This window comes from Streptomyces kurssanovii, from assembly GCF_040677245.1.
GTDB lineage: Bacteria > Actinomycetota > Actinomycetes > Streptomycetales > Streptomycetaceae > Streptomyces > Streptomyces kurssanovii.
This window is the reverse complement of the sequence record NZ_JBFAQK010000006.1, coordinates 15,456-41,523: the sequence shown is the minus strand read 5'-3', so window position 1 is coordinate 41,523 and position 26,068 is coordinate 15,456. Positions and strand designations below refer to the sequence as shown.

Here is a 26,068-nt window from a genome sequence, read left to right as displayed (position 1 = left end):
GCCGGACGGCAGGCTCCATTCGGGTTTCCGTGACCGCGTGCGCATTTCGACGGATGAGCGCTTGGCCGTAGCCCGGTGTCCAATCTGGCGCCTCGTATGGGTACTACCGGTCGTCAGTGGTGTTTCAGGCGTTGCTCTGGCAGGCAGGGTGTCGGGCATGGACATCTCCCCGTTCCTGCAGCGCAAGCTCGCCCGCCGCTTCGACACCTTCGACACCAACCATGACGGCTATATCGACCGCGCCGACTTCGAGTCGGCCTGCGACCGCCTCGCCGCCGCCTTCCAGCTCGCGCCCGAAGCCCCGCGCTCAAACACATGCGGGAGCTGAGCGACGGCCTGTGGCATCACTTGTCACAGGCCGCGGATGCCGATGTCGACGGGCGCATCAGCCTGGCCGAGTACCAGGCGGCGTTCGCCGCAGGGTTGCTGGTCACGCCCGCTTCCTTCGACGCCGGGTACGTGCCGTTCCTCGATGCGCTGATGGACATCGCTGATCAGGATGGTGACGGGAAACTGACCCGGGACGAGCAGGTTTGCTGGTCCGGCGCCCTGATGGGGCTGCCTGAAGCGGACGCTCGCGAGGTCTTCGGCCGCCTCGATCGGGACGCCGACGGGCTGATCAGCCGCGACGACATGCTCCAGGCAATCCGTGACTTCTACTTCAACGAGGAACCGACCTCTACCGGCGTGTGGCTGCTCGGACCACTGGACCCCGCATAGCAAGCAAACGTGTCGCCCAGACGGACCGGTGCGAATGGGGACGGTCGTTCGTGTCCGTTCGAACCGGCCGTACGGGGCACTACCGCCAGCCCGGGCGGCCGGCTGCTCCCGCAGACCCGGTATCGGCTGGCCGGTTGCCGCCGATTCCACCGCCGCTACGAACACAAGCCCGACCGCTTCCTCGCGTTCGTCGGCATAGCCGCAGCCCTCACTTGCCACCGCCGGCTCTGACGCAGACGTGAACCACAGGTCGGCACGCAGGGGCCGAGCTTCTTCCCTCCCATACGCCAGCACTTGGGCGAGCACCCCCGCCGAACCAGCGACGACGGTGCACTCAGAGACAGGTGAGAGAGCCACCCGATGAGCTACACACGGACAGCAAAGGCGTGAGGGCTGTGCAAGGTTTCGGCCGGACCTCTCGCCGGGGGCAGGGCACTACGGGTGCCTGTCCCTGACGCAGTCACATCTGCGCACCAGGTGACGTCACAAGGTCAGCCACAGTTATCAGCCGTCGACCCTGTAACAGCGGGTGGCTGCACGGGGAGGCCGGCCCGCATTTGCTCCGGAGCTGAACGCGCGGGCCGCCCTTTCGGCTGCTGCTGGGCAGAGGCTTGATTCAGACAAAGCTTCGATTGTGCACTCTGCAGTTGATCTCTCGAGGTTAGTGTCGCGGGGCGATCGCCTGGCACGGCCGGCACCGGCTTGCGCTGCTTGGGGGGAGGCGAGCGCACCTCCCTCCGCATGCCCATGTGCACCCACTGGGGTGTCACCTGACAGGGGAGGAAGTCATGCACGTGTAGAACCGCCGTCTGGCACGTGGACTTGTGGTCGGGGCCACGCTTCTCGGCTTCGCCGGAGCCACGCCCGCCTTCGCCGAAGGCAGCTGGAACTCGCACATAGACAACTGGACATACGGACTCGGGCCGTTTCGGGGCCGCCCAACTACGGCTTTGGAAAGACGTGTTCGGTCCGGATGACGACCAGGCCTGAGAAGCAGCTACTGCAACACGGTCTCGTGGGGGGGACAAGTCCCGTGGGTCGTACTACTTCGAACTCGACGGCTTCACGTACGGCAGCTACCTCGACGTCACCAGCGCCGTGACCAGGTACTTCCCTGGAACGCGTCCGCCTCACGGAATTGAGCAGCCGCAAGAGCCATCAGGTCTCAGGTGGCCAGCAGCGCCGGATGGGTATCGCCGGAGCCCTCACGCACAGCAGCGAACTGATCTTGATGGACGAGCCGACCGCCGGCCTCGATCCCCAGCAACGCGCTGTCTTTCGCTCGCTCGTGGAAGAGCTCAGCAAGAACATGCAGGTGGTCGTGTCAACCCACCAGACCGAGGACCTCGCCGATCTATACAGCCATGTCGTGGTCCTCGACCGCGGCACGGTCCGCTTCCAAGGCACTACCGGCGCCTTCGACGCCCTCGCTGAGGGAGTCGACTCCCCCCGAGGCCGAGCAGAGGCCGCTTACGCCCGTCTCGTGGGCCAGGAGGCGTAACCGATGCTGCTGCGCACGACTCTCCGCTCCTCATCGGCCACCTATGTGCTGCCGTTCCTGCTCGGCTTCGTGGTCGTCGCTCTTGGCGACGACCTGTCGGCCTGGGTCACTCCCCACTACTGGCCCTCGGCCACCGGAAGCGCCACCTTCGCTCTTCCGTTTGTCAGCGCCGCCTGCGCCGCGAGCGCAGCATGGGAGGCAGCGCGACTGCACCGCGGGGGAGTGTTCGACCAAGCCCCCGTCCGGAGCCCGCTGGCCATCACGCTGCCCGTACTGCTTCCCGTGACGGTCATGGGCTTTCTCGGCATGGGCACCGCTCTGCTGCTGGCCGCATCAGCAACCGACCCCGGCTTCGGCATTCCCCACCTCGGCATCCTCCTGATCACCCTCGCCGTCGTGGCGGCCAACACCCTCGCCGGATACCTCCTCGGGCGCCACATGTCCGGCGTCCTGGCTGCACCTCTCGCGCTCATCGCCGGTTTCTTCCTTAACGCCTACCCGTCCGCCTGGAGCATCTACTGGCTTCGCCATCTCGTCGGAGGAGGCCTCGACAGTTGCTGCTCCATCGACACCATGGTCGACAGCCGAGCCCTCTGGAGCGCCGCCGTCTTCACCGCTGCCGTGTCTTTGTCCGCAGGGCTGATCATCCAGCGACGAGATCAGGTACGCGCCCGGGTCATTGCCGTCGCCCTTGTCGTGTCAGGGTTCGGCTGCGCCGCCTACATCGCCCGCGACCTCGGCCCCGAGCCCGTCCAGGCGCGCCAGACCGGCGCACTGATCTGCGAAGGACAGCAGCCTCGTATCTGCCTATGGCCCGAAGTTGACAACCGGCCGCTCGTACAGCGCGAGACCACCAAGGCAGTGGGGCGGCTGCGAATGGCCGGTATCAGCGTTCCTGACACCTTCACCATGGCGCAAAAGCCGCCAGCCGGAGCGGCGAAGCTCGGCATTCCCACCAACCCGCGCCTCGCCGACATCCCCTCAGGCGTCGTCTCCGGGCTCCTGCCCGAACCTCCCGCCTGCGCCCTGCACGGTGAGCCGTATCCGGCCATCGAAGCCGCTGCACCGGTCGCTGCCTGGTTGCACGCCACCGCCGGTGAGCCGGCCGACAGCGTCGCCGGTCGATTCGGGCCCAAGGAATCCGGCATGGCCGCGGCCGTCATGAAGGAACCACGACAGGCCCAGCTCGACTGGTACGAGCGCAACCGCAAAGCCATGCAGTCCTGCAGCACACCGCCCCAGCTCGCCATCGCCAAGGACACACGATGATCTGGTGGCTCAAGTTGCGGGCCGTGCCCGCGCTCGCCGCAGGAACCACCGCGACCTTCCTGATCGGTTTGCTTATCGGCAGCTCAGAGCTGCCTGTCCCGGCAGTAGCCGGACAGGCAGGGCACTTCCTCGTCGGACACCTCATCACTCTGGTGCCCGGTGTCCTCCTGCTCTACGGGGCCGCACGCGCGGACCAGCGCACAGAGCGCATCTCCACACGTCCCCTGTCGTCCTGGGACACCTGCCTGGCCCTGGGAACAGCGGCAGTAGCCATGGCGGCAGCTGTCCTTTGTCACCTGCTGTGGCGTACCGACATCGCCATGGTCCTCGGCCGCAATATCGCCGGATACATCGGCATGGCACTGCTCCTGGCCCCTCTCCTCGGCCATCGAGTAGCGGGCGCCGCCCTGGCGACCGTGCCCCTCATCTGCGCAGCAGCCGGATGGGGCCCAGGAGGTCGACCACAGCCATGGGCTTGGCTGCTCCACCCCGGCAACTCCCTTCCCGCACTCGCCCTCGCAGGCGCAACACTCTGCGCCGGCACGGCGGTCACAGCACTGATCGGGAGAGGCGCCGCACCCCTGATCGCAAGAATCCAGTAAGCGCCGCGCGCGGGCGACGACGCCGATAAACGTCGTTGCGGGTGCCGCCGGTCGGCAGGACCGCGAGCGGAGTGTCGTGTCCGTCGGCGATGAGGTGGTGCTTCGAGCCGGCCCGCCCCCGGTCGACCGGCGATGGCCCTTCTGCCTCCCCCTTTAGCGCCCTGACGTAGGGGGGAGTCGACCACGCAGCGGGGCCGGTCCAGCCGGAAGACGGCATTGCGCTCGGCCAGCAGCACCTCATGCAAGCGTTGCCGGACGCCGCCTCGTTCCAGTCCCGCAACCTGCGCGGGACCATTCCCGCGTGGGCGGTCATCTCCGCTATGAGCCGAGGGCTTCGTCGAGGTGCTTGTTGACGGCGGTGATGTGACTGATGCCGATGTGCATCTCGGACGCCATCAGGTCGAATGCTGCCTGGTCTCCGCTGACGGCGCCTTCGGAACCGGCTGCGGCTGATGTGGCGAGGTGTTCGAGGGCGAGGGTCCAGCCCCGGACCCCGACCTGCCGGAGCGGATGGCCGAAATCCGCACCTACTGGCCGAGGTTGTCGGTACAGCGGTTACCCCGTCGGTCTTGGCGCTATCGGGCGACAGTTGCGCTGACGGTCTTGCCGCCGGACGTCCGGCGGGTCACCGAGGTGGTGTGGGCGAGGCGGTTGACCATGGGCCAGCCGAAGCCTCCGGTGCCGCCGTTCAGGTCGGGGGTGCGCATGCGTGGGGGCCGCGGGCTGCGGTCGTGCACGGCCACTTCGATGCTGTCCGGGTTTGCGGTCAGGTCCAGGGTGCAGGCGCCGCCGCCGTGGCGCAGGGCGTTGGTGACGAGCTCCGAGACCACCAGGATCACGGTGTCGGCGGCTTCGGAAGCGATCGGATGTAGGAGTCCTTCAAGAAAGTCCCGGGCGCTCTCGCGTGCCCCGGCGACGGATGTCTCGGGGCGGCCGGTTGCGACGGTGACGCTCATCGTGTCCATCAGGCCACCACCCCTGTCTCTGCATCGTCCTGCCCGGTCCTGACTGCCGCTTGTGCCCGGCCTGCGGCTCGTCAACCCCTCCAAAGTCTCCGTTCGAGACCGATTACCTCATCGTCGAACACGCGAAAATCTATGTTGGCTGGAGTAGACATTGGGTGTTGGCCTGGTTATGGTCTCTCTCGTAGCCCAGAAAGACAGCAGGGCCTGGCAGAGACGAACCGCCGGGCAAGCAGTACCAACAGCGGTACTCGCAGGTGCAGTTGGCAGGACGGTGCGGTGGCGGAGTTTCGAAGCCAGGGTTGGTGCAGGACGGCGACGGGACTGGCGACCGGATCGGGTGGCCCGCAGTGATCAGGGGCCGCCGTGAGCAGTACCGCAGTTGACGCAGTACCAGTAAGCGAAGTTCGCACAAGCCAGCAGTGAAGTCAGTGAGCAGCACCTCGGTGAAGGCGTCGGCTGCGGACGCGCGCATCGGGAAGTTCGGCAGTGGGGTTCTAAGCCAGAGCAGACGCAGGATGGGCGACGGGGCTGGCTGCCGAAGGTGGCGCTGTCAGAGGCCACTGAGCAGTTCGCAGTACCAGCAGTACGCAGTTGATCGCCGAGGAAGAACGGAGGAACCCGCGCCATCAGGATCGCCCGGACGGAAGTCTTGCATCCGGGTACCGCAGGACATCGATAGTGAGGTGGTCTCCGGTCACACATCCGCGATCCCCGCATCCCCGACAGCATTCCGGTCGGGTCTGCGGAAACAGAACGCCGGCGCAGTACCAGGGCCGGCAGATGGTGTAGCAGTTCCTTCGGGGCCCTGGTGCCGTACGGCACCAGGGCCCCTCCAGCGTGTTTCACAGAGAGGTGCGATGACAGCAGACGACTCGTTCGGCCGTCCCGATGACGACGACTACCCCGCCTACGCGATGGGCCGGGCCGCCGAAATGCTCGGCACCACCCAGGGCTTCCTCCGCGCGATCGGCGAGGCCCGCCTGATCACACCGCTGCGCTCCGCGGGCGGACACCGCCGCTACTCCCGCTACCGGCTGCGCATCGCGGCCCGTGCCCGGGAACTCGTCGACCAGGGCGCCCCGATCGAGGCCGCCTGCCGCATCATCATCCTCGAGGACCAGCTCGAGGAAGCCCGGAGCATCAATGCCGAACACCGCCACACGGCCGAATCGGCGACCCCAACGGCCGCGGCCTGAGACAGTGCGCGCCCGCCGGAGACCGGTAGGCCCCGCGCACGCATGCCGAGTACGGGCATGAGGCGTTGCCGGTGGTGACGGAATGCGCGTACGTGTAGCGTCCCGGTCAGCTTTCAGCACCGGCAGTGCCACCACGCCAACTCCGGATCCGCCATGGGCTCGTGATGTGTTCGCCTGAGCAGCAACTCATCGAGGCTCTCGACCTGTACCTGAAGCTCGGCAGCGGCGCTCGGGGGCAGCATGAGCAGAGCTTCTTGCAGCTTGTCCCGAGCCCAGCCCTCACCGCAGCACGGGCAGGTGAACTCGGCCTCCCAGCGCCTCCAACGGCGCTTGGTCCCGTGGACCCGGACAGACCACACACTCAGTGCCACCGACACGATGCCTGGGGTCAGTCGTTCTCGTTCGAGTGTGCGGACGGCCGCATTCGCTGCCCCCGACAGTCTGTGGACATCGCGATAGCGCACCCAGGGCCGTCCCCATACGCGTTCACGCGGTCGAAGTGAAACTGGCGTTCTACGCGGCACGGCCCCTTCGGACATCAGTCATGAACAACATCTTCCCACAGCCCAAGATCGGCGGACAGGGGCAGGCAAAGCCGCTGATCACAGGGCATGCACAGAACACCCGGTGCGCTGACATCCCTTCGTGCGAGGTGGGGGGAGAGACCTGCTCGCTTGGTCTCGGGCGGCGCTGCGCTCTGCCAGGCCGAGGAGCTGGCGGCGCCGAGCGCACCACCGTGTGCGGGCACCTCGGGTGACGGGGCGGATTTGCTCAGCCGTCGAGTAGCCGCCATGCGGTGAGGGCAAGCCTGACCCGCATTAGTCCGGTAGGTTCAGTGAGTTCTATGCCCAGGGTCTTTGCGACCTGTTCGAGTCGGCGGGCGACGCTGCTGTGGTGCAGGTGGAGGAGGTCGGCGGCCCGGCGTAGGGAGCCGGTGGCGCAGTAGGTGTGCAGCGTCTCCATGTCTTCCGGGTTGCCGGAGATCCGGGCAATGGCGGCCACGTCGGCGTTGTCGCGCGAGGCGTCCTTGGGTATCTCGGCCAGGAGCGCCAGCGCGCCCAGGTCGGCGTAGCGGACGACCGGTTCGCGCGGGCCGGTGAAGCGGAGGGCGGTGCGGGCCTGCCGCCAGGAGAGGTCGGGGCTTTGCGCGGCGCCGATGCCCGCACGTACGCCCGCCGGGAACCTGGCCGGGTCGATGGCGGCGGCCAGGATGACGCCCACGTCGGCGAGAGGTGCCGCCTTCACCGGGCCGGCCGGGCACAACAGGCCGCCGAGACGGCCGAGCGGGAGCCGAGACCGTACGGCGACGACGCGGACCGGAAGGTCGGCGGCGAAACCCAGCAGCCGTAGCGCCCGGGCTCTGGCCGCCTCGTCGCTGTCGGCGCTGATCGCCAGTTCGACCAGGGCGGGGTCGGCCATGGTAGTGCGGGCCGGGCCGTACTGCTCGGCGACGGCCGCGGCGGCGATGGCGAGCCGGTCGAGGAGCAATTCGTCGAGGGGATTCGGCGGGCTGGGGCGTTCCAGCCACACCGTGCCGATCTCCTCCTCATCCAGAGTGATCGGCACCGTTGTGGACGCGGGTACCGGCGGGGTGGATGTCTGACTGCCGTCGGGCGAGACGCGGGTCACCCGCCCCGTCCCGTGGAGCCGAATCCCTGCTACGCACTCGGCCAGGCCCGCCGAGGCCCGGGCGAGCGCCGGGAGGTCCACCCGTCGGCGCATCAGCGTGTCGTAGAACGCGACAATGCGCATCGCGCCGTCGACGTACGGATCGAGTCCCGACAGCCGAACGGCCAGTGCTTCCATGGCAGAAGGATAGAAGGATCAGGGCGCGCCGATTGGTGCGTGTTGGCGGTGGGATGCGCGACGGATGGCGGGTGACCCACCGGGTGACGACCGTGAGGATGGTCGTCATGGATCCCGAACTCGAAGCTTTCATCCCGTTTCTCCCGCAACTCGACATGAACGACCCGGTCACCTCGCGCAAGAACTTCTCCGAGCGTGCCGCCGCGGCGCCGGCACCGGACACCTCGAACATGGAGGTCGAGGACCGCACGGTGTCCGCCGACCCGGACGTGGCGGTGCGGGTCTACCGCCCGCACCAGGCGCAAGGCGCCATCGTCTGGCTGCACGGCGGCGGCGGGGTCTTCGGTGACCTGGACACCGAGCATCCCTGGGCCGCCCGGATCGCGGGCTTCTCCGGGGCGGCGGTGATCTCGGTGGGCTACCGCCTGGCGCCCGAACACCGCTTCCCGGCCGCCCTCGACGATGCCTATGCCGTACTGACCTGGACGGCCGAGCACGCGGACGAACTCGGCATCGACCCGGCGCGGATCGCGGTCGGAGGACACAGCGCCGGGGCGAACATCGCGGCCGCGGTGGCTTTGCGGGCGCGCGACGAGCAGGGACCGGTGATCCACTTCCAACTGCTCAACCAGCCGGGACTGGACGACCGGCAGGAGACGTGGTCGGCGCGGAACTTCACCGCAACGCCCTGGTTCAACCGCGACAAGCTCGCCGCAGCATGGCGGCACTACCTGGGCTCCCGGCCCGCCACACCGTACGCCGCCCCGGCTCGGGCCGCCGATCTCTCCGGCCTGCCACCGGCCTACATCGCCACCGCCGAGTTCTGCCCGAACCGCGACGAGGGCATCGCATACGCGCTGCGCCTGATGCAGGCGGGCGTGTCGGTCGAGCTCCACCAGTGGCCCGGCACCTTCCACGGCTCCCAGGCGATCCTGTCCGCCGAGGTCTCGCAGCGGCAGAACGCCGAACTCGGCGCCGCCCTGCGGCGCGCTCTGGCCAAGTGAACCGGGGATACCGAAAGGCCTGGGGACAGCCCCCGTTGCACTCATCGATCACGAAAGGACCGGTGTCTTGAAGATCCGACTGGCGATATGTGGAAGCGTGGCCGCGCTGAGCGTCTGTGCGGGCACGGTGGCGGCAGCTCCCACGCCCGACGGGACAAGGGCCGCGCCGGTTGCCGGCACGAGCCCGGCCACCGGCCTCGATCCCGTAGAGCTGAAGTCCACCATGGACGGTGTCCACCGCGCCGGCGTGCCGGGGGTGTACGCCGAGGTACGCGATGCCGGCCGGACATGGCGCGGCGCCTCCGGGGTCGCCGATGTCAGGACCGGCCGTCCCGTCACGCCCGACATGCGCCAGCGCGTCGGCAGCATCACCAAGACCTTCACCGCCGCCGCAGTCATGCAGCAGGTCGAGCAGGGCCGCATCCAGCTCGACGCACCCATCGGCGGCTACCTGCCGCAGCTGGTGCCGGGGGAGCGCGGCAAGAAGATCACGGTGCGCATGCTGCTCAACAACACCAGCGGCCTGCCCGACTACATCCGCTACGCGTTCCCTTCTCTGCAGGACATGTCGCCCAAGAGCCTGGACGACAACCGGTTCAGGCAATTCCGCCCGGCCGAGCTGATCAAGATGGGGGTCGACGCGCCTCCCGCCGGGGAGCCCGGAGCCACTCCGGGCGTGTACTCCAACACCAATTACCTGCTCCTCGGCCAGCTCTTGGAGCAGGTGACCGGTACCACGGCCGAGAAGTACATCACCCGAAATGTCATCGAGCGTGCCGGGCTGCGGCACACCGGGTTTCCGGCGAGGCCGCGTATCGAGGGACCGCATTCGCGGATGTACGAGTCTCTGTGGGGCCTGAACGACCCGCCGCGCGACTACAGCGTCTACAACATGTCGTGGACGGGAACGGGGGCCGCTCTCGTATCGACCATGGAGGATCTCAACCGCTTCTACGGCAAGCTGCTCGACGGCAAGATCGTCAACCAGGCGTCGCTGGCGCAGATGCAGCGCACGGTCCCGGTCGTCGCGCTGGACGGATCGTTGATCGAATACGGCCTCGGTCTGCACAAGGTCGCCATCCGGGATTGCGGCACCTTCTGGGGCCACGACGGCACGGTGTGGGGCGCCGGCACGATGTCCCTGACCCGGGCCGACGGCGAGCGCCAGTTGTCCGTCGCGCTCAACCTTCAGAGGTGGAACAAGCCGGACTCCTCGGGGAAGCCGCAACACCACCCCATCGACGCCGCGCTGAAGTCGCTGTACCGGCAAGTGATGTGCGGTGACGCAAACGCCCAGGCCGAGAAGGCTCACAACATGTCACCCAGTACCTCGGTGACATCGAGACCTGCCGCCGCCGCCTCGACGCCTGACGGGTGGGGTGCTCACACGGGCCGGTAGTGCTCGCCGAAGAGTCGTGCGACGAGTTCGCCCCGGCTGGAGACCTCGGCCTTGCCGAAGACGGCCTTGAGATGGTCGCGCACGGTGTGCGGGGAGATGAACAGTGTCGCGGCGATCTCGGTGGTGGGCAGCCCGCGCGTGATGAGCTGGGTGATCTCCAGCTCTCGCGGCGTCAGGCCGTACGCCTCGGCGATGAGGACCGCCCGGTCGGTGGCGGCCGCCGGCTCGATGACGAGTGCCACGGGACCGGGTTGCCCAGCGGGGCCGCTGAGACAGGAGGCGTGGCAGGTCAACCAGCGGCCGTCAACGGTTCGGATGCGCATCCTCGCGCCGCCTGCCCGGTCGCGGCCCCGGGCGATCGCCCGGGCCTGCAGCGCAGTGGCGACCACCCAGATCGGCAGCCTCAGGCCCAACTGCGAGGGGGTGGAGGGACCTTCAGGGAGCTGAGAGAAGTGCTGCCGCGCCTCTTCGTTGATCGACGTCGGCTCGCCGGAAGGATCGAAGAGCACCAGTCCGGGCGCGGGTGCGTCGGTTCCGCCGCCGGACGCGGACGGGCGGGCGAACCGGCGCAGCCGCGAGGCCAGCGGACCGGACAGACCGGCCAGCAGCATGGTCTCGGCCGGGCCGAACGGGGCGCCACCGCTCATACGGAACAGACTCACCACGGCCCATGGCCGGTCGCCGACCCGCAGCACGGCCCGTAGCTCGTCGTCCACGCCCTGACTCCCGAGGAGCCGGCGGAAGCGCGCGCTGCGCGCGGGCAGGTCGCCGGTGACCGCGCGCAGACCGGCCGCCGGGACGGCGGCGCGGGTGAGGTCACGGAACGGGAGGACGTTCTCCTCCAGGAGTTCGCTTTCCCAGTACTCGGCGCAGCCCTCGCTGGAGCCGAGGTACTCCACCAGCATCGGCGCGGTGATGAGACCGGTTTCCGGGTCGGTGGCCGCCCATACGGCCGAGTCGAACGGAATGTGACGCCGCAGCTTGGCGGACGTCCGGCTGAAGAGTTCGCGTGTGTCGGTGGCCCGATCCGCACCCGACAGCACCTTGGCGTGAGCTGGCAGCACCTCGGCGTGGCGGCGCGCATCGGACATGGAGATCCCTCCCGTGGTCTGGATGCAGGCCAGCCTGCCCGCCCTCCTGTCCTGCACCAACCCCCCGTTTGAGGGGGTTATTTCCGGCCGGTCACCCCTCGCGGGGGATGGGGCTCGGCACTGGGGGCGGCGAGTCTCGATGAGGCCGCGGCTCCTTTCGGCGGCGGCCCGGAACGTGAAGGGAAGGACGAAGAACATGGACATCGCAATCGTCGGAGCGGGTGCTGCCGCGGTCGGTCTGCTGGACAGCCTGGCGGCCACCGCCGACAGCCCTGGGGCCATCACGGTGTTCGAGCCGTCCCCGCATCTTTGGCGAGGCCGCCCGTACGGCCCTGACCTGGACACGGTGCTGGTCAACGCACCACCGGCCATCATGTCGATCCGCCACCTGGACTTCGCGCACTACGCGGCCTGGCTGGGCACGCGCGGCCCGGTTCACCTCGACGAACGGCTCGGACAGCCGCTGGTTCCGCGCGCGCTCTACGGCGAGTACCTGGCACACACCGCCGAGACAGCGCTGGCCACCCTGCGCGAAGACGGCTGGCGGGTGCGCGTCGTCACCGCCCACGTCACCGGGGCAGCCCGGTCCGGGGCCCGCTGGTCGCTCCGCACCGAGGACGGACGCGGGCACGAGGCCGACCACGTAGCCCTGTGCGTGGGCGGGGGAACGCCGCAAGACCACTACGGTCTCGGCGGCGCCTCCGGTTTCGTGGACGATCCGTACCCGCTGGCACGCATACTCGACCAGGTCGCGGCCGACAGCAACGTCGCGGTCATCGGGAGCGGACTGACCGCGGTCGACGTCGTCGTGTCACTCGCCACGCGCGGGCACACCGGGCCGACCACGCTGCTGTCCCGCAGCGGTGTGCTGCCCCACGTCTGGCAGCGCCCGGTCGAGCACCGGCCGCAGCATGTGACCGCCGAGCGGGTGGCGGCCCTGCACCAGCACCACGGTGCCGTTGCCCTCCAGGACCTCATAGGGCTGCTGCGAGCCGAACTGGCCGAAACGGGAGAGGACTTCGAATCCTTCATGGCCGAACTGCTGGCGACCATGACTGAAGATCCGGTCCGGCGCTTGCGGGCGCAACTGGACGCTGTCGACGACTCCAGGATCGGCCGCCGGGTCCTCCAGGAGACAGCGCACAGCGTTGGACCCTATGCGTGGCGGCTCCTGCCCGAACCCGAACGCCTGCGGCTACGACGTCACTTCCGCATGGCGACGAGTGTGGCCTCACCGATGGTCCCGGTGAACGCCGCCACCATGATGCGGCTGTTGGACTCCGGGCAACTCACCATCGCCCCGGGCGTCCGCAAGATCGAGGCGGCGGACGGGGTGTTCCGGGTACGCCGCGACGACGACGAACGCACTTTCGACGCCGTCATCAACGCCGTGAACCCGCCACCGCAGGCGATCCCTCGGAGGGCCGGGCAGTTGGTCACGGCCCTGCTGGCCGACGGCTCCGCCGAGCTGCACCCGGCCGGTGGGCTGGTTCCGGCTGACCCGCGCCTGCACGTGGTGGGAGACCTCGCCGGGGGCGGTCCGTTCATTACGTCAAGCATTGCGGGCGTAGCGGCCCAAGCGGCACGGGCCGCGCAGACGATCGTCGCGGCCGGCGATAGCGGAGCCATGTCTTAACCGACCATGGAACGTGCGGGTCGAACGGGTTTCCCGCCGGGGTGGTCTTTCCGTTGTACGTGCATAAAGGCTCGGTCAGGTACGGCGCGATGCACCCCAGAACCTCCGGACCGACCTCCCACCCCTCATCGAGAAAGACAACACTACTGTTGCTTGGCTAACGAGGCATTCCCTGCTCTTACCTGGACAAGTCCCATCACCGGGACAGCCAACTACCTTGCACCAGATGGTGGAAGAAGCGCGGGCAAGGACTCGCTCGTGATGCTCCACCGGCCGGCGACCTGGGCGGCCAGGGCCGGCTGCAAGGACAAGATCATCGTCGTCCACTGCGACCTGGGGGAGGCCCGATCGGTCCCTACGGCCGCGAGGCGGACATGGCGGCCACGATAGCGCTCGTCGCACAGCACCATCTGATCTTCTGACGAAGCGCCGCGGCTCCCGATGGTGCGCGCTGCCTGCGGCCCATGGCCCGTGCGGTCTTCCGGTCGGGCGTTTCGCGTCCCGTCCGTCCCTCCGTTGAGATGCGGTGCGGGACCTGCTGTGTGCGTGAACTGCCGCGCTCCGGCTCGGCGAGGGGCGAGTGAGCACCGCTTGGTGCAACCCTTGGGTTGCACCTCAGATTCTGATGTGCAACTCTGGAGTTGCATCTGATGGCGGAGCGAACAAGGAGTCCCCTCATGAGCGAGGACAGGATCGAAAGCGAGACCCTCATCGCGGCACCGCTGGAGCGGGTCTGGTCGCTGGTGGCGCAGCCCGGGTTCTGGGTGGCCGACAAGGCGAGCCTGCCCGGCACCGTGGCCAGGGAAGGTGAGTCGATGGTGGCCAAGAACGCCGAGCACGGCGACTTCCCGGTGCGGGTGGAGAAGGTCGAGCCGCCCACGTACCTGGCGTACCGCTGGACCAGCGCGTTCCCCGGCGAGGAACTGCGCGAGGACAACAGCACCCTTGTGGAGTTCACGTTGACCCAGGAGGGCGGGCAGACGCGGCTGCACGTCGTCGAGAGCGGGTTCGCGGCGCTGGCCGGGTCCCAGGAACTGCGCAGCCAGAACCGGAAGGACCACAGCGAGGGCTGGCCCCTGGAGCTCGACGCGCTCAAGACGCGCGCCGAGCAGCCGTCCGCGTGACGGACGGAGCTCGTGGCGCCGGTGAGGCCGTCGACAGCGTGCTCGTCGCGCTGGCCGACCCGACGCGGCGTCAACTGCTGGAACTGCTCGCCGCGAAGGGCGAGGCCACCGCGACGACGCTCGCCGAGCAACTTCCCGTGTCGCGGCAGGCGGTGGTCAAACACCTCGCCGTGCTGGACGCCGCCGGGCTGGTCTCCGGGACCCGGGTGGGGCGCGAGGTGCGGTACGCGGTGCGGCCCACGGCGCTGGACGCGACGGCGCGATGGATGGCCGCGCTCGCCGCCGACTGGGATCGGCGGCTGGCGAACATCAAGCGCGTCGCCGAGGCGGCGGAGGAAGCGGAGCGGGATACGCGCTAGCGCTCCGGGCCGCCGTTCCTCCGGCCGAAGGCCGACCGGGCGTCGGTGAGCTGTGGGGCAGTCGGTCGCGGGGCCGGCCCGGCCACGGAACCGGAGTCGCTGCCGCCGCGGCTCGGTGAGCGACCCGAGCACACCGAGCCGCGGTGGCGCATGCCCCAGGGTCCTGGGCCTCTGCCCGCCCACCACCGGCCTGACCTTCGGTGTCCCGGAACCGGCGTCCGTGGCCGCGGGGGTGGTCGCCGGGCGCTTCGGCGCAGAACGACGCCGGCGGTGCTGTGCGGTGCTCGGAGGTGCGGTGCTCGGCGGCCCGGTGGTGCGGTGCTCGGCGCCAGGCGGAGGGTGGCTGGTTAGGATGCGGGCATGAGTCAGCACACCCGCCGCGAGGTCGGCCCCTCCAGGGCCCGTGCCTACGTGATGCTGGTGCTGGCCGTCCTTCTGGGCGTAGTGGCCATGCACGGACTGGCGCCGGGTACCGCCGTCGCTGCCACCGGCACGGTGTCGACCACCGCCGCTCCGACGGCTCCCGCCGAGGTGCACGACGACCCGGCCGGTTGTGACTGCGTACACGGGGACGACCACAACGGTGGGAGCGGGCATCTCTCGCACGCCGACGAGACCTGCGCCGCGAGCGGCACGAGCGCGGCCCCCGCACTTCCCGCCCTCGTCCCGTCAGTGGTCTGCACGGCGCCCGCCGCGGATCATCCGGCAGCTGCCTTCGATGCGGCTCCAGGCGTCCGCGCCCCGCCGTCACTGAGTGAACTGCAACTCCTGCGCATATAGGGCAACCCTCGGCGCGCCGGTCTTCCCGGCCGGTGCCGCCGTGCGAACCATGCCCGATCGAAGCACCGTCACAGGAGTAGCACCACCATGACCGCACACCGTTCCATGATCCGTCGCGCCGCCGCTGTCGCTGCCGCGGCCACCGCCGCCGTTCTGCTCGCCGCTTGCGGCGGCGCAGACGACAGCTCCTCCGGCCACGGCGGCCACGCGCCCTCGGCGCCCGGCACCGCGACGTCGGCCTCCGCCCAGGAGGGCGAGCACAACGCCGCCGATGTGACCTTCGCGCAGGGGATGATCCCGCACCACCGGCAGGCCGTGGAGATGGCCGACCTGGCGGCGACCCGCGCGGGCTCCGCGGACGTCAAGGCGCTGGCCGCCGAGATCAAGAAGGCGCAGGACCCGGAGATCAAGACCCTGTCCGGGTGGCTCACCTCGTGGGGCGAGGACGTCCCCAAGGAGGACGAGGGCGGCGAGCACGCCGGGCACTCCATGTCCGGGATGATGACGCCCGAGGAGATGGCGGAGCTGGAGAAGGCGTCGGGGGCGGCCTTCGACACCGCGTTCCTCGAGATGATGGTCAAGCACCACGAAGGTGCCGTCGACATGGCGAAGACCGAACAGGCCGACGGCTCCTACCGGCCGGCCAAGGACATGGCCGGCGACATCGTCACCTCCCAGAGCGCCGAGATCACGCGCATGAACGAGCTGCTCGGCAAGAACTGACGGCGGAGTTCCCCGGAGCGGGGGCGGCGCTGCCGCCCCCGCTGTTCCCCGGCCGAGGGGACCGGGGCCGACGGCACCGGCTGCCCCGGCCGGGTCCGGTGCTGTCCCGGCCGGGTACGGTGCCGGCCGGTTCTGGCGCCGGCAGGGGCGGCCGCCGCTTCGACGGCAAGGCTCGGCCGCCGGTGTTCAGCGCAGGGTGAGCGGCGTCTCGGATTCCACGCGGTTCAGCTTCTCGGGGTTGCGGACGAAGTAGAGGCCCGTGACCCGGGCGTCCTCGACGCTGATCGCCATGATGCCGTCGATCTCGCCGTCCAGGTGGACGAGGAGTGCCGGGCTGCCGTTGACGACCGTGGGAGAGACGGTGATCAGGCGCTTGTTCTTGCCGAGACCACCCATCATGAAGCGGGCCACCTTGTCGGCGCCGACGATCGGCCGCAGCGCGGCCTGCTTGATGCCGCCACCGTCGCTCATCAGGACGATGTCGGGGGCGAGAACGTCGAGGAGTTCCTGGGTGTCGCCGGATTCCAGAGCGCGCCGGAAGGACTCCAGGGCGGCCCGGGTCTGTCCGGCGGTGACCGCCTGGCGGGGGCGGCGGGCGTCGACGTGGCGACGGGCGCGGTGGGCGATCTGGCGGACGGCCGCGGGGCTCTTGTCGACGGCGGCCGCGATCTCGTCGTAGCCGACGTCGAACGCCTCGCGCAGCACGAAGACGGCGCGCTCTGTCGGCGACAGCGTTTCCAGGACGAGCATCATCGCCATCGACACGCTCTCGGCGAGTTCGACGTCCTCGGCCACATCGGGTGCGGTGAGCAGGGGTTCGGGCAGCCAGGGGCCGACGTAGGCCTCTTTGCGGCGCTTCATGGTACGCAGCCGGTTCAGCGCCTGCCGGGTCGTGATCCGGACCAGGTAGGCACGGTGGTCACGGACCTGTTCCAGGTCGACCTTGATCCACCGCAGCCAGGTTTCCTGGAGGACGTCCTCGGCGTCGGCGGCCGATCCGAGCATCTCGTAGGCGACGGTGAAAAGCAGGTTGCGGTGGGCGACGAAGGTGTCGGTCGCCGGGTCCGCGTGCTGGTCGCTCATCCGTCGACCCCTTTCCTTCGCGGCCGGGCCTGATCGCCGACGGCCTTCGAACGTGCATCCACAGCGGTATTCGACCGGACCGCCCGGCGATGCGTCGCCTGGGCTACGAATTCGGCGGTGGCCGGCGCCGCGCCGCCCCCGGCGGCCGTGACTCCGGCGCAGCCGCCGGTCACGACCACATCGGTGATCGCGGCCATGGTGTCTCCTTCGCGTCGGTGCCGAGGGGATTCGGCCTCAAGACACCGGGCGGCCGGTCGCTGTGACAGCGTGTGGGAGAGATCACTCCATGGGTGGGGGCGTCGGTCCCCAAGGTGGGTGCCGGCCATGGCCGAATGCGGTCAGTGCTCGGGGCGCAGTCCCGTCAGAGTGACGCCGACGAGGCGGCGGACCGCGGCCTTGCTCCGCAGACCGCCGGCCGCGGTGAGCGCGTGGAGGCAGTAGCTCGCCAGCTCGTCCGGTGCGACATCGCGGCGGATCCCGCCGCTGCGGGCCCCCTCGTCGAGCAGGTCGCGGATGATGCCGTGAAGATGCCCGTGGGCCCGGTCGACGTGCTCCCCGCGGTGCAGCAGGCCCGCCAGTTCGTCACCGTGACGCTCGTGCGCGATCGACGCGTACGCCTCAAGTACCGCCCGGAGCCGTTCGACCGGAGCGCCTTCCCGGTCCCTGACCTCCGCCAGGTGCGCCACGTGGGCGTGCACCTGGCGTTCGTGCCACGCCAGCAGCACTGCTTCGACGTCGGGGAAGTACTTGTAGAGCGTCGCCCGACCGATGCCGGTCTCCGTGGCGACCTGCGACATCGTCACCGACCGCAGACCCTCGGAGGCGACCAGGCGCGCGGTCGCGTCCAGGATCGCGTCACGCACCGCGCGGCGGTGTTCCTCGACCGTCTCGTTCCACAGCTTGGGCACGCCCTCAGTATGCTGCCCGCCCCAATGCGAAACGGCATGGCTATAGTGAAGACACGCTGTCTCGTAAAAGCGTGGCACGGGGTTCCGGCCGCGGATGACCGCCACAGATGAGGACCGTCATGACAGACCCGCTTGCCACTCCCGAACCTCCGGACGAGGGCGGTGCGCCGCGCTGGGTGAAGGTGCTCGGCGGTATCGCGCTCCTGCTCGTCGTGGTGATCGTGGTCGTGCATCTCGCCGGCGGCGGCATGGGAGGGCACACGCCATGACGACCATGACGCCCCGGACACGCAAGATCGCACTCACCGCGCACGTCACGTCGTCCGTAGGCTGGATCGGCGCGGTCGCCGTCTTCCTCGTTCTCGCCGTCACCGGTTCGACCAGCCAGGACCCTCAGACCGTGCGGGCCGCGTACCTCTCCATGGAGTTGACCGCACGGCTGGTCATCGTGCCGCTCGCGCTCGCCTGTCTTCTCACCGGGCTCATCCAGTCACTCGGCACGGTCTGGGGGCTGTTCCGCCACTACTGGGTTCTGGTCAAGCTCCTGATAGGCGTCCTGGCCACCGCGCTGCTGCTCGTCCATATGCGGCCCATCGGCCACATGGCCGACGCCGTCAGGCAGGCGACCCTGACGGACGGCGAACTCGGCGGCCTGCGCCTCCAGTTGGCCGCCGACGCCGGTGCGGCGCTCCTCGTGCTGTTCGTCGCGGTCGCACTGTCCGTCTTCAAGCCCCGGGGGGCGACGCGCTACGGGCAGCGCCGCATGCGGGCGGCCGCGCCGCGCTAGGACGTCCGGCCCGCCGTTCCGTTCGGCGGACCGCGGCCGGTGGCGTTCTCGGGCTGCCTTGGCCCGCGGGTCGGTGACCGACCGTCACGCGGCGGATTCCTGCCGCGTTCCGGCAGGCCTGGCCGTCCCGCCGATCCCCGTCGGGCCCGCGGCGGTCGGGACCTGGGGACGTCAGCACGTCTTGCACACTGCGGCTCATGCCGTCCGGGCGGGAAGCGAGCACATCACGGCATCAAGGAAGCGTAAAGACTGCCGGATCCCGGCAATGTATTGGAGCCCGAAGGATGGGAGCATCACCGCGTCGTCGGCGACGGGGCTCGGCGATCGGTGTTCGGGACGGGGGCGCACATGGGCTGGTTTCTCGGTCTCGGCATCGCAGGCCTGGTGCTTCTCGTCCTGTCCCTGGTCTTCGACGGGCTGCTGGAGGGCGCCCTCGACGGTTTGGGCGGCGGCGTGGACGGATTCCTTTCGCTTCCGGTCGTCGCCGGGTTCGTGTCGATGCTCGGTTTCGTCGGGGCGATCGTTCTGGGAACGACCGGGCTCGGTGCCGGCGCGGCCACCGGTGCCGGGGTGGTGGCCGGTCTCGGGGCCGGCACGCTGACCTGGAAGGCCGGTCGCGTCCTGATGCGGGGTTCCGGTTCGGCGGCCCTGCGTGGTGAGGACCTGGTGGGTATCGCCGGGATCGTCGTCACCGCGATTCCGGCGGAGGGCTACGGCGAGGTGATGCTGTACCCCGGGGGACAGCCCTCGAAGTACGCGGCGAAGAGCACCACTCCGGTCCCGCGTGGAGCCGAGGTCTGGGTCGAGTCCCTGCTCAGCGCCACGTCCGTCGCGGTGCGCCCCGTCGAACGCTGACCCGCCCCGTTCGGGCTGTCGGACTGTTCGGGCCGCCGGGTCCGACGCCCGTTCGGCCTGATCGATCCGATGTCCGGCCGGTCTGCCTCGTCCGGCCGTGTCGATGTGCTGTGCCTGTCCTGATCACGGTCCACCCAAGGGGGATTGCCATGAGCCCTGTACTCACCGCAGTGGTCGGCATCATCGTTCTCGTCGTCCTGCTCGCCCTCGTCGTCATCACGCGCTACAAGGTCGCCGGGCCGAGCGAGGCGTTCATCATCACCGGGCGACGCGGCAAGACGTCCACCGACCCGGACACCGGCCGGGTGTCCACCGACAACAGCGGTCAGAAGGTCGTGGTCGGCGGTGGCGTCTTCGTCGTCCCGTTCGTGCAGCAGAAGTTCACGCTCGACCTGTCCAGCCGGCACATCCCCGTCGCCGTACGCGGCGCGGTCACCCTGCGCGGCGTCAAGGCCAACCTCGAAGGCGTGGCGATCGTCAAGGTCGGCGGCGCCGAGGACTCCATCCGGGCGGCCGCTCAGCGGTTCCTCATGCAGCAGGACGGCATCGTCGGCTTCACCCAGGAAGTGCTGTCCGGCGCGCTGCGCTCCATCGTCGGCCGCATGTCGGTGGAGGACATCATCCGGGACCGGGCGGCGTTCGCGGGGCAGGTCGCCGAGGAGGCGGAGGCGAGCCTGTCCGGGCAGGGACTGGTGCTGGACGCCTTCCAGATCCAGGACATCACCACGGAGGGCTCGTACCTCGAGGACCTCGGCCGTCCCGAGGCGGCGCGCGCCAAGCAGGAGGCGGACATCGCCGAGGCCGTCGCCCGCCGGGCGTCCGAGCAGGCCAGGCTGAAGGCGGAGGAAGAGATCGCCGTCGCCCAGCGGACGTTCGCGCTCAAGCAGGCCGAGATCAAGGCCGAGACCGACGTGGCCGCCGCGAAAGCCGCAGCCGCGGGGCCGCTCGCCGAGGCCGACCGGCAGCAGGAGATCCTCAGCCAGCAGGAGAAGGTCGCGGAACGCCAGGCCGCGCTGACCGACCGCGAGCTCGACACGAGGGTGCGCAAGCCCGCCGACGCCGCCCGCTACCAGGCGGAGCAGGAGGCAGAGGCCCGCCGTATCGCACAGGTCAAGGAAGCCGAAGCAGAGGCGCAGCGCGCCAGGCTGACCGGCGAGGGCGAGAAGGCCCACCGGGCCGCACTCGCCGACGCCGTACGCATCGAGGGTGAGGCGCAGGCGGCCGCCATCGCCGCCAAGGGCGCCGCAGAGGCCGGCGCGATGCAGAAGAAGGCCGACGCCTTCGCCCAGTACGGGGACGCGGCCGTGCTGCAGATGCTCGTCGAGGTGCTGCCGCAGGTCGTCGCCAAGGCGGCGGAGCCGCTGTCCGCCATCGACAAGCTGACCGTCATCTCCACCGACGGTGCGGGCAAACTGCCCCGCGCCGTCGCCGACAACGTCGCCCAAGGGCTCGAACTGCTGGGCTCGACCACCGGCGTGGACCTCGCGGAGCTTCTCAAGGGCCTCACCGGGAAAGACGCGAAGGCACGCGACGGCGACGGGGCGATCGAGATCACCGACCGTCCGGGTCTGTGAGGAGAGGCCACCATTGACGCTCGTCCACGGTGTCGCCGTCGGACGGCGCCGCGGTGCGGGCGGGACCATGGCGGGGCGCCGACCGGCCGCCGCGCCCTCGACGAAACACCGGCAGCCCGAAAACACCAGCAGCCCGAAACACCGGTAGCCCGAGATCGGCAGCCCGGCCCCGACCGGCCGCTGCCGCTGCTTGGACGAGGCGGGCCGATGGGCGACACTGCAGGCATGACGGAGCCGCCGCTGGATGTGCTGATCGTGGGTGCGGGGCCGACCGGCTTGGCCCTGGCGGCGCAACTGCACGCGTACGGCGCCCGGTTCCGGATCATCGACCGGCACCTCGACCGCGCCCGCGAGTCCCGTGCCCTGGCCGTGCAGCCGCGGACCCTGGAGGCCCTCGCCCCCTTCGGGGTCAGCGAGGAGCTGGTGCGGCGCGGCAATCCGGCGGTGCGGCTGACGTTGCATCTGCCGGGCCGGACGGTGCGGGTGCCGCTGTTCGACCTGGGCGTCGCCGATACTCCGTACCCGTTCCTGCTGTTCCTGTCGCAGGCCGAGACGGAGAGCGTCCTCGGCCGCTTCCTGGCCGACAGCGGGACCCCCCTCGAGCGGGGTGTCGAGCTGTTGGAACTGGCCGTCACGGGCGAGCAGGTGGTCTGCCGGCTGAGGAGGGGCGACGGGACCGAGGAGCGCGTGACCGCGCGCTATGTGGCCGGCTGTGACGGGGCCCGCAGCACAGTGCGCCGGCAGGCACATATCGGTTTCGAGGGCCATTCCTACCCGCAGACGTTCCTGCTCGCCGACCTGGAGGCCGACGGTCTCGAACCGGGAGCCGCGCACGCCTTCATGACCGACGCGGGGATGGTGTTCTTCTTCCCGCTCGTGTCGCCCGCGACCTGGCGGATGCTCGCGATGCGGCCCCCGGACACATCGGGTGCCGCTGACCCGGATGTGAGCCTGGCGATGCTCCAGTCCCTCGTCGACCGTTACGTGGACCTGCCGCTGCGGTTGCGCGACCCGGTGTGGATGGCCGACTTCCGCATCCACAACCGCGGCGCCGTCCGCTACCGGGCGGGGCCCGTCTTCCTGGCCGGCGACGCGGCCCACATCCACAGCCCGGCCGGCGCCCAAGGCATGAACACAGGTATCCAGGACGCCCTCAACCTCGGCTGGAAGCTCGCCCACGTCTGCCGGGGCACCGCACCGGCAGCCTTGCTGGACACCTACGAACCGGAACGCGCACCGGTCGGCCGCAGCGTCCTGCGCTTCACCGACCTCGCCTTCAAGATCGCGACCAGTGCCCACCCCCTGATCCGATCGGCCCGCCTCCACCTCGCGCCCCGCATCGCACCGCTCGTCCTGCGCCCCGCGCCGCTGCGTGCCGCCGCTTTCCGGCGGCTCGGCCAACTCGCCGTCAACTACCGGCGCAGCCCGGCCACCACCGCCGGCTCCAGGCCACCCGGCCGCGGCCCCGAGGCCGGCGACCGGCTGCCGGACACCCCGCACGGCCTCCAGGCCCTGACGGCCCAGGCCGGCTACCACCTGCTTCTGTGCGGTCCGCCGGAGAGCTGGAACAGCGCCCCCGACCCCGCCACCCTCGACGCGGCACGCGCCGGTCTCCTCCACGTGCACAGACTCGGAACGGACGCTCCCTGGGCCGGCACTGCCCACTGCCTGGTGCGGCCCGACGGCTACATCGGTCACCTCGCGGCAGGCACGGACCTGACCGGCCTCATCGCCTACCTCGACCACTGGCTCCCGTTCCGGCAACCGGAACGCCCGGTCCCTTGAGGGCACCCCCCGCAGGGCGGAACCCACGGCCCGCGACGTGGCCCGTGGCGGCCGGCCGTGGCCGACTGCCCTGTTAGCGTTGCCTGTTGACGAGGGGGCGAAGGCGGCAGATGACATCGAACGCGTTCCGTATCGGGGGCGACCTGAGCGTACGGCGGCTGGGCTTCGGGGCCATGCACCTGCCGACCGAGCCGGGTCCGACCAGGGAATCGTCTCTCGCCGTTGCCCGGCGGGCCGTCGAACTGGGCGTCACCCTGATCGACACCGCATACCTGTACGGCGGGGGAGCCAACGAGGAACTTCTCGCCGAGGCCCTGCACCCCTACCCGGAGGGGCTGGTCATCACCACCAAGGTCGGCGTCGCGCGATCGGGTACCTCGGGGGAGTGGCGGCTCGACGGCCGGCCGAACGTCCTGCGCGACCAGGTCGAGGAAGCACTGCGCCGACTGCGCGTCGAGCGGATCGAGCTGCTCCAACTGCACCGCATCGACCCGGAGACCCCGCTCGCCGACCAGGTCGGCACCCTGCGGGAGCTGCGGACCGAGGGCAAGATCGGCCGGATCGGACTGTCCGAGGTCACCGTCGCCCAGCTCGAGCAGGCGAGAGGGATCGTCGACATCGCGAGCGTGCAGAACCGCTACAGCCTGCTCGACCGTGAGCACGAGCCCGTGCTCGCGGCGTGCGAAGCGGCCGGGATCGCATTTCTGCCGTGGCGGCCGGTCGCCTGGGGCAAGTCCGGGGCGACGGCCGGGATCGCCGCCGTGGCGGCCGAGCTCGACGCCCCACCTACGCAGGTCGTGCTCGCGTGGCTCCTCGGGCACTCGCCGGTCGTGCTGCCGATCCCAGGCACCACGCGGATCGACCACCTGGAAGAGAACCTCGCCGCCGAACGTCTCCAGCTGTCGCCTGCCCACCGCGACCGCCTCGACAGGCTGCCCGCGCCGGCCTAGGGCCACGGCCGCCCGCGTAGCGACGGCCCGACTCGGCTTCCGCGGCGTGCTGCGGGCCTTTCCTGCGGAAAGGAGGGGCAGTCCCCAGCGATCGATACGGTGCGTACCGAACCGGGGGCCTTGGGCGCAACCATGCGCATGATCCGGCGAGTTGAGATTCCACGCGCTGTCCTGGCGACGGGAAGCGTCCTCGCGCGACACGGCCGACGATTACCGCTCGCCCCTTTTGTGCAGTTTCATGCCCACTCCGCCCCTTGGGTGCATTCTCATGGAGGTCACGGAGGAGTCGGCGTGTCCGTATTGATAAGCATTGAATGTCCTTGGGTGGCGGCGAAGGTGATTACGATGGTGTGACCGTGGTGTGAAGATCGCGGCGAAGTGCTGCTCACTGAGCGTGGGAAGAGAAAAGGGGGAAAGGTGATTCCGCTTGAGTCGTCGACCGTCGTACTCGGCGCTGTTCCCGTGCTCGCGGAAGCGGTCCCGACGGTTGCCGCCGGGCGACGGGTGCCTACCGGCCGCACGATCATGGGCGACGTCGGGGGCCGACCCGGGTTCGTCGGCAGTGTGACGTGGTGGTTCGCCCCGGAGGGGCGTCGAGCGCGAGCGGCCGGCACATGCCGGGCCGCCGTCGACCGGGAAGAGGCCGAGCGGAAGCCGTCCCCCAGCGAACCTCTTCGTGTGAAGAGAAAACAGAAGCACCTATGGTGATTGTCCGGCCGGAAGAGCCGACCGTTTCCGGTGTACGGGGACATTCAGGTGTCAGGGCGCTCAGAGCAGCCGCTCCTGCACTGCTCGCTTATTCCGCAATTCGTTTTCTCTGCCTCGCTGTGCTCTTTCTGTGGTCCTGGGCCACAGGTCGCGACGCGACCGATCTGCTCGCGCGGCGTTGGGATTCTCTTTGGTACGTAAGGGTCGTTGAAGAAGGCTACGGGTTCACTCTCCAGGCGCCGGACGGCAGAGTCCTTTCGGACATGGCCTTCTTCCCGCTTCTGCCGTGGCTCGAATCGCTGGTGTCGGCGGTCACGTCTCTGAGCCCCGCGAATTCGGGTCTCCTCATCAGCGCGGTCGCGTCCCTCGTGGCGGCATTCGGGATATTCACGGTCACGGAGCAGTTGTACGGACCCAGGAGCGGTCTCTTCGCCGTTGTCCTCTGGGCGGCGCTGCCGGTCGGCATCGTCCAGTCGATGGCCTACAGCGAATCGCTGTTCGTGGCTCTGGCTGTGTGGTCGTTGCGGTGGTCCGTCAACGGGGACTGGATGCGCGCCGGCGTCTTCGCGTCGCTGGCCGGCCTGACGCGCCCGGTCGGACTGGCGGTCACCGCGGCGGTATGGGCCGCAGCGATCGTCCATATGCGGGCGACATCCGGCAGTCCGGCCGGGGCCCGGCCGACGGGCCGGATGATCGCGGGCCTGCTCGTCGCCCCTCTCGGAGCCGTCGGCTACATACTGTGGGTCGGTCATCGGGTGGGCTCACCCTGGGGCTACCTCGACGTGCAGGCCGAGTGGGGCAACGGATTCGACGGCGGGCTCGCCTTCTCGAAATTCATCGCCGGCCTCCTTTTCAGTTCGGCCTTCCTCGCAGGACTGGCTCTCCTCGTCGGCGTGTTCGCGATCGGCTGGCTCTACAGGAGAACCATCACCGAGAAGCAGCCTGTGGCACTGACCGTGTACTGCGGGGTGGTGGTGGTCCTGGCGGTCTGTGCCTCCGGATATTTCGGGTCCAAGCCCCGGCTGCTGATTCCTGCCTTTCCGCTTCTCATCCCTGTCGCGAACATGTTGAGCCGCACCAGAGGGAAGCAGGCGTGGGTCATCGTCGGAACGGCCGCCCTGGCGGCGGCTGTCTACGGCGCGTTCTGGCTGCACGGTTCCGGGCCGCCGTAGCGTCGCGCGACGTCGACGTCCGGCGACGCGGCGCGCTCGAATCGCACGTCGGCCGATCAGGACCGCGGCTG

26 protein-coding genes and 1 pseudogene are annotated in these 26,068 nt (G+C 69.6%); 20 read left to right on the top strand and 7 right to left on the bottom strand.

The window, feature by feature from the left end; translation table 11 throughout:
- Positions 1-157: 157 nt before the first annotated feature.
- The 5 genes from AB0K36_RS07040 (at position 158) to AB0K36_RS07015 (ending at position 4,092) form a co-directional block, all read left to right on the top strand.
- A complete protein-coding gene (locus AB0K36_RS07040; RefSeq protein ID WP_364589382.1) occupies positions 158-328 on the top strand; it encodes an EF-hand domain-containing protein in 171 nt (56 codons plus the stop codon).
- Positions 316-720 carry an EF-hand domain-containing protein gene (locus tag AB0K36_RS07035; protein WP_364589379.1) on the top strand — a complete coding sequence of 135 codons (405 nt, stop codon included), beginning with the start codon at positions 316-318 and terminating at the stop codon, positions 718-720. The genes AB0K36_RS07040 and AB0K36_RS07035 overlap by 13 nt, the downstream gene beginning before the upstream one ends.
- Positions 721-1,834: 1,114 nt before the next feature.
- The gene (locus tag AB0K36_RS07025) at positions 1,835-2,221 is read left to right on the top strand and encodes an ATP-binding cassette domain-containing protein (protein ID WP_364589777.1); all 387 of its coding nucleotides are present in this window, start codon (positions 1,835-1,837) and stop codon (positions 2,219-2,221) included.
- Between the two features lie 3 nt (positions 2,222-2,224).
- A complete protein-coding gene (locus tag AB0K36_RS07020; RefSeq protein ID WP_364589376.1) occupies positions 2,225-3,490 on the top strand; it encodes a DUF7224 domain-containing protein in 1,266 nt (421 codons plus the stop codon).
- Positions 3,487-4,092, top strand: a complete 606-nt coding sequence (locus AB0K36_RS07015) for a hypothetical protein (protein WP_364589373.1) — start codon at positions 3,487-3,489, stop codon at positions 4,090-4,092. The genes AB0K36_RS07020 and AB0K36_RS07015 overlap by 4 nt, the downstream gene beginning before the upstream one ends.
- 28 nt (positions 4,093-4,120) lie before the next feature.
- Here AB0K36_RS07015 and AB0K36_RS07010 read toward each other — a convergent pair.
- Positions 4,121-4,378 (bottom strand): annotated as a pseudogene (locus AB0K36_RS07010) (IS5/IS1182 family transposase); the annotation flags it as partial.
- Between the two features lie 289 nt (positions 4,379-4,667).
- Positions 4,668-5,057, bottom strand: a complete 390-nt coding sequence (locus tag AB0K36_RS07005; protein WP_364589371.1) for an ATP-binding protein — start codon at positions 5,055-5,057, stop codon at positions 4,668-4,670.
- An 857-nt stretch (positions 5,058-5,914) separates the two neighbouring features.
- On the opposite strand from AB0K36_RS07005, the gene AB0K36_RS07000 reads away from it, so the two are divergent.
- A complete protein-coding gene (locus AB0K36_RS07000; RefSeq protein WP_364589368.1) occupies positions 5,915-6,253 on the top strand; it encodes a MerR family transcriptional regulator in 339 nt (112 codons plus the stop codon).
- A 771-nt stretch (positions 6,254-7,024) separates the two neighbouring features.
- On the opposite strand, the gene AB0K36_RS06995 is transcribed toward AB0K36_RS07000, so the two are convergent.
- Complete coding sequence (locus AB0K36_RS06995; protein WP_364589365.1) at positions 7,025-8,059, bottom strand: helix-turn-helix domain-containing protein; 1,035 nt, start codon at positions 8,057-8,059, stop codon at positions 7,025-7,027.
- 107 nt (positions 8,060-8,166) lie between these two features.
- Between AB0K36_RS06995 and AB0K36_RS06990 the strand changes: the two genes are divergently transcribed.
- Together AB0K36_RS06990 and AB0K36_RS06985 are read left to right on the top strand one after the other, a co-directional pair.
- On the top strand, positions 8,167-9,063 hold the full coding sequence (locus AB0K36_RS06990) for an alpha/beta hydrolase (protein ID WP_364589362.1): 897 nt from the start codon (positions 8,167-8,169) through the stop codon (positions 9,061-9,063).
- 223 nt (positions 9,064-9,286) lie between these two features.
- On the top strand, positions 9,287-10,462 hold the full coding sequence (locus tag AB0K36_RS06985) for a serine hydrolase domain-containing protein (protein WP_364589775.1): 1,176 nt from the start codon (positions 9,287-9,289) through the stop codon (positions 10,460-10,462).
- Here the strand turns inward: AB0K36_RS06985 and AB0K36_RS06980 are convergent.
- Positions 10,447-11,553 (bottom strand): LuxR C-terminal-related transcriptional regulator, encoded by a 1,107-nt coding sequence (locus AB0K36_RS06980; RefSeq protein ID WP_364589359.1) that lies wholly within the window; start codon positions 11,551-11,553, stop codon positions 10,447-10,449. The two genes, AB0K36_RS06985 and AB0K36_RS06980, sit on opposite strands and share 16 nt — an antisense overlap.
- A gap of 196 nt (positions 11,554-11,749) precedes the next feature.
- Here AB0K36_RS06980 and AB0K36_RS06975 point away from each other — a divergent pair, with 196 nt between their 5' ends.
- From AB0K36_RS06975 to AB0K36_RS06955, 5 genes are all read left to right on the top strand, one after another.
- Positions 11,750-13,189, top strand: coding sequence for an FAD/NAD(P)-binding protein (locus tag AB0K36_RS06975; protein ID WP_364589356.1), 1,440 nt, complete (start codon positions 11,750-11,752; stop codon positions 13,187-13,189).
- A 677-nt stretch (positions 13,190-13,866) separates the two neighbouring features.
- Positions 13,867-14,313: an SRPBCC domain-containing protein gene (locus tag AB0K36_RS06970; protein WP_189469587.1), complete on the top strand. Its 447-nt coding sequence runs from the start codon at positions 13,867-13,869 to the stop codon at positions 14,311-14,313.
- Positions 14,310-14,672: an ArsR/SmtB family transcription factor gene (locus tag AB0K36_RS06965; RefSeq protein ID WP_364589352.1), complete on the top strand. Its 363-nt coding sequence runs from the start codon at positions 14,310-14,312 to the stop codon at positions 14,670-14,672. Before AB0K36_RS06970 ends, AB0K36_RS06965 begins: the two co-directional genes overlap by 4 nt.
- 360 nt (positions 14,673-15,032) lie before the next feature.
- Positions 15,033-15,452, top strand: a complete 420-nt coding sequence (locus tag AB0K36_RS06960; RefSeq protein ID WP_364589349.1) for a DUF6153 family protein — start codon at positions 15,033-15,035, stop codon at positions 15,450-15,452.
- Between the two features lie 87 nt (positions 15,453-15,539).
- Positions 15,540-16,175: a DUF305 domain-containing protein gene (locus AB0K36_RS06955; RefSeq protein WP_364589346.1), complete on the top strand. Its 636-nt coding sequence runs from the start codon at positions 15,540-15,542 to the stop codon at positions 16,173-16,175.
- 186 nt (positions 16,176-16,361) lie between these two features.
- On the opposite strand, the gene AB0K36_RS06950 is transcribed toward AB0K36_RS06955, so the two are convergent.
- The 3 genes from AB0K36_RS06950 to AB0K36_RS06940 form a co-directional block, all read right to left on the bottom strand.
- Entirely contained in the window at positions 16,362-17,258 is an 897-nt protein-coding gene (locus tag AB0K36_RS06950) for an RNA polymerase sigma-70 factor (RefSeq protein ID WP_364589344.1), read from the bottom strand.
- Positions 17,255-17,455 carry a hypothetical protein gene (locus tag AB0K36_RS06945; protein ID WP_364589341.1) on the bottom strand — a complete coding sequence of 67 codons (201 nt, stop codon included), beginning with the start codon at positions 17,453-17,455 and terminating at the stop codon, positions 17,255-17,257. Before AB0K36_RS06945 ends, AB0K36_RS06950 begins: the two co-directional genes overlap by 4 nt.
- A 141-nt stretch (positions 17,456-17,596) precedes the next feature.
- A complete protein-coding gene (locus AB0K36_RS06940) occupies positions 17,597-18,166 on the bottom strand; it encodes a TetR/AcrR family transcriptional regulator (protein ID WP_364589338.1) in 570 nt (189 codons plus the stop codon).
- A 119-nt stretch (positions 18,167-18,285) separates the two neighbouring features.
- On the opposite strand from AB0K36_RS06940, the gene AB0K36_RS06935 reads away from it, so the two are divergent.
- The 7 genes from AB0K36_RS06935 to AB0K36_RS06905 all read left to right on the top strand — a co-directional run bounded on the left by AB0K36_RS06935 (position 18,286) and on the right by AB0K36_RS06905 (position 25,997).
- On the top strand, positions 18,286-18,435 hold the full coding sequence (locus AB0K36_RS06935) for a hypothetical protein (protein WP_364589335.1): 150 nt from the start codon (positions 18,286-18,288) through the stop codon (positions 18,433-18,435).
- Positions 18,432-18,953 carry a hypothetical protein gene (locus tag AB0K36_RS06930; protein WP_364589332.1) on the top strand — a complete coding sequence of 174 codons (522 nt, stop codon included), beginning with the start codon at positions 18,432-18,434 and terminating at the stop codon, positions 18,951-18,953. The genes AB0K36_RS06935 and AB0K36_RS06930 overlap by 4 nt, the downstream gene beginning before the upstream one ends.
- Positions 18,954-19,301: 348 nt before the next feature.
- A complete protein-coding gene (locus AB0K36_RS06925) occupies positions 19,302-19,808 on the top strand; it encodes an NfeD C-terminal domain-containing protein (protein ID WP_364589329.1) in 507 nt (168 codons plus the stop codon).
- A 149-nt stretch (positions 19,809-19,957) separates the two neighbouring features.
- Positions 19,958-21,382: a flotillin family protein gene (locus AB0K36_RS06920; protein ID WP_364589326.1), complete on the top strand. Its 1,425-nt coding sequence runs from the start codon at positions 19,958-19,960 to the stop codon at positions 21,380-21,382.
- Between the two features lie 225 nt (positions 21,383-21,607).
- Complete coding sequence (locus tag AB0K36_RS06915) at positions 21,608-23,167, top strand: FAD-dependent monooxygenase (protein ID WP_364589324.1); 1,560 nt, start codon at positions 21,608-21,610, stop codon at positions 23,165-23,167.
- A gap of 110 nt (positions 23,168-23,277) precedes the next feature.
- Complete coding sequence (locus tag AB0K36_RS06910) at positions 23,278-24,117, top strand: aldo/keto reductase (RefSeq protein WP_364589321.1); 840 nt, start codon at positions 23,278-23,280, stop codon at positions 24,115-24,117.
- 701 nt (positions 24,118-24,818) lie between these two features.
- Positions 24,819-25,997 carry a putative hexosyltransferase gene (locus tag AB0K36_RS06905; RefSeq protein ID WP_364589319.1) on the top strand — a complete coding sequence of 393 codons (1,179 nt, stop codon included), beginning with the start codon at positions 24,819-24,821 and terminating at the stop codon, positions 25,995-25,997.
- Positions 25,998-26,068 lie beyond the last annotated feature (71 nt).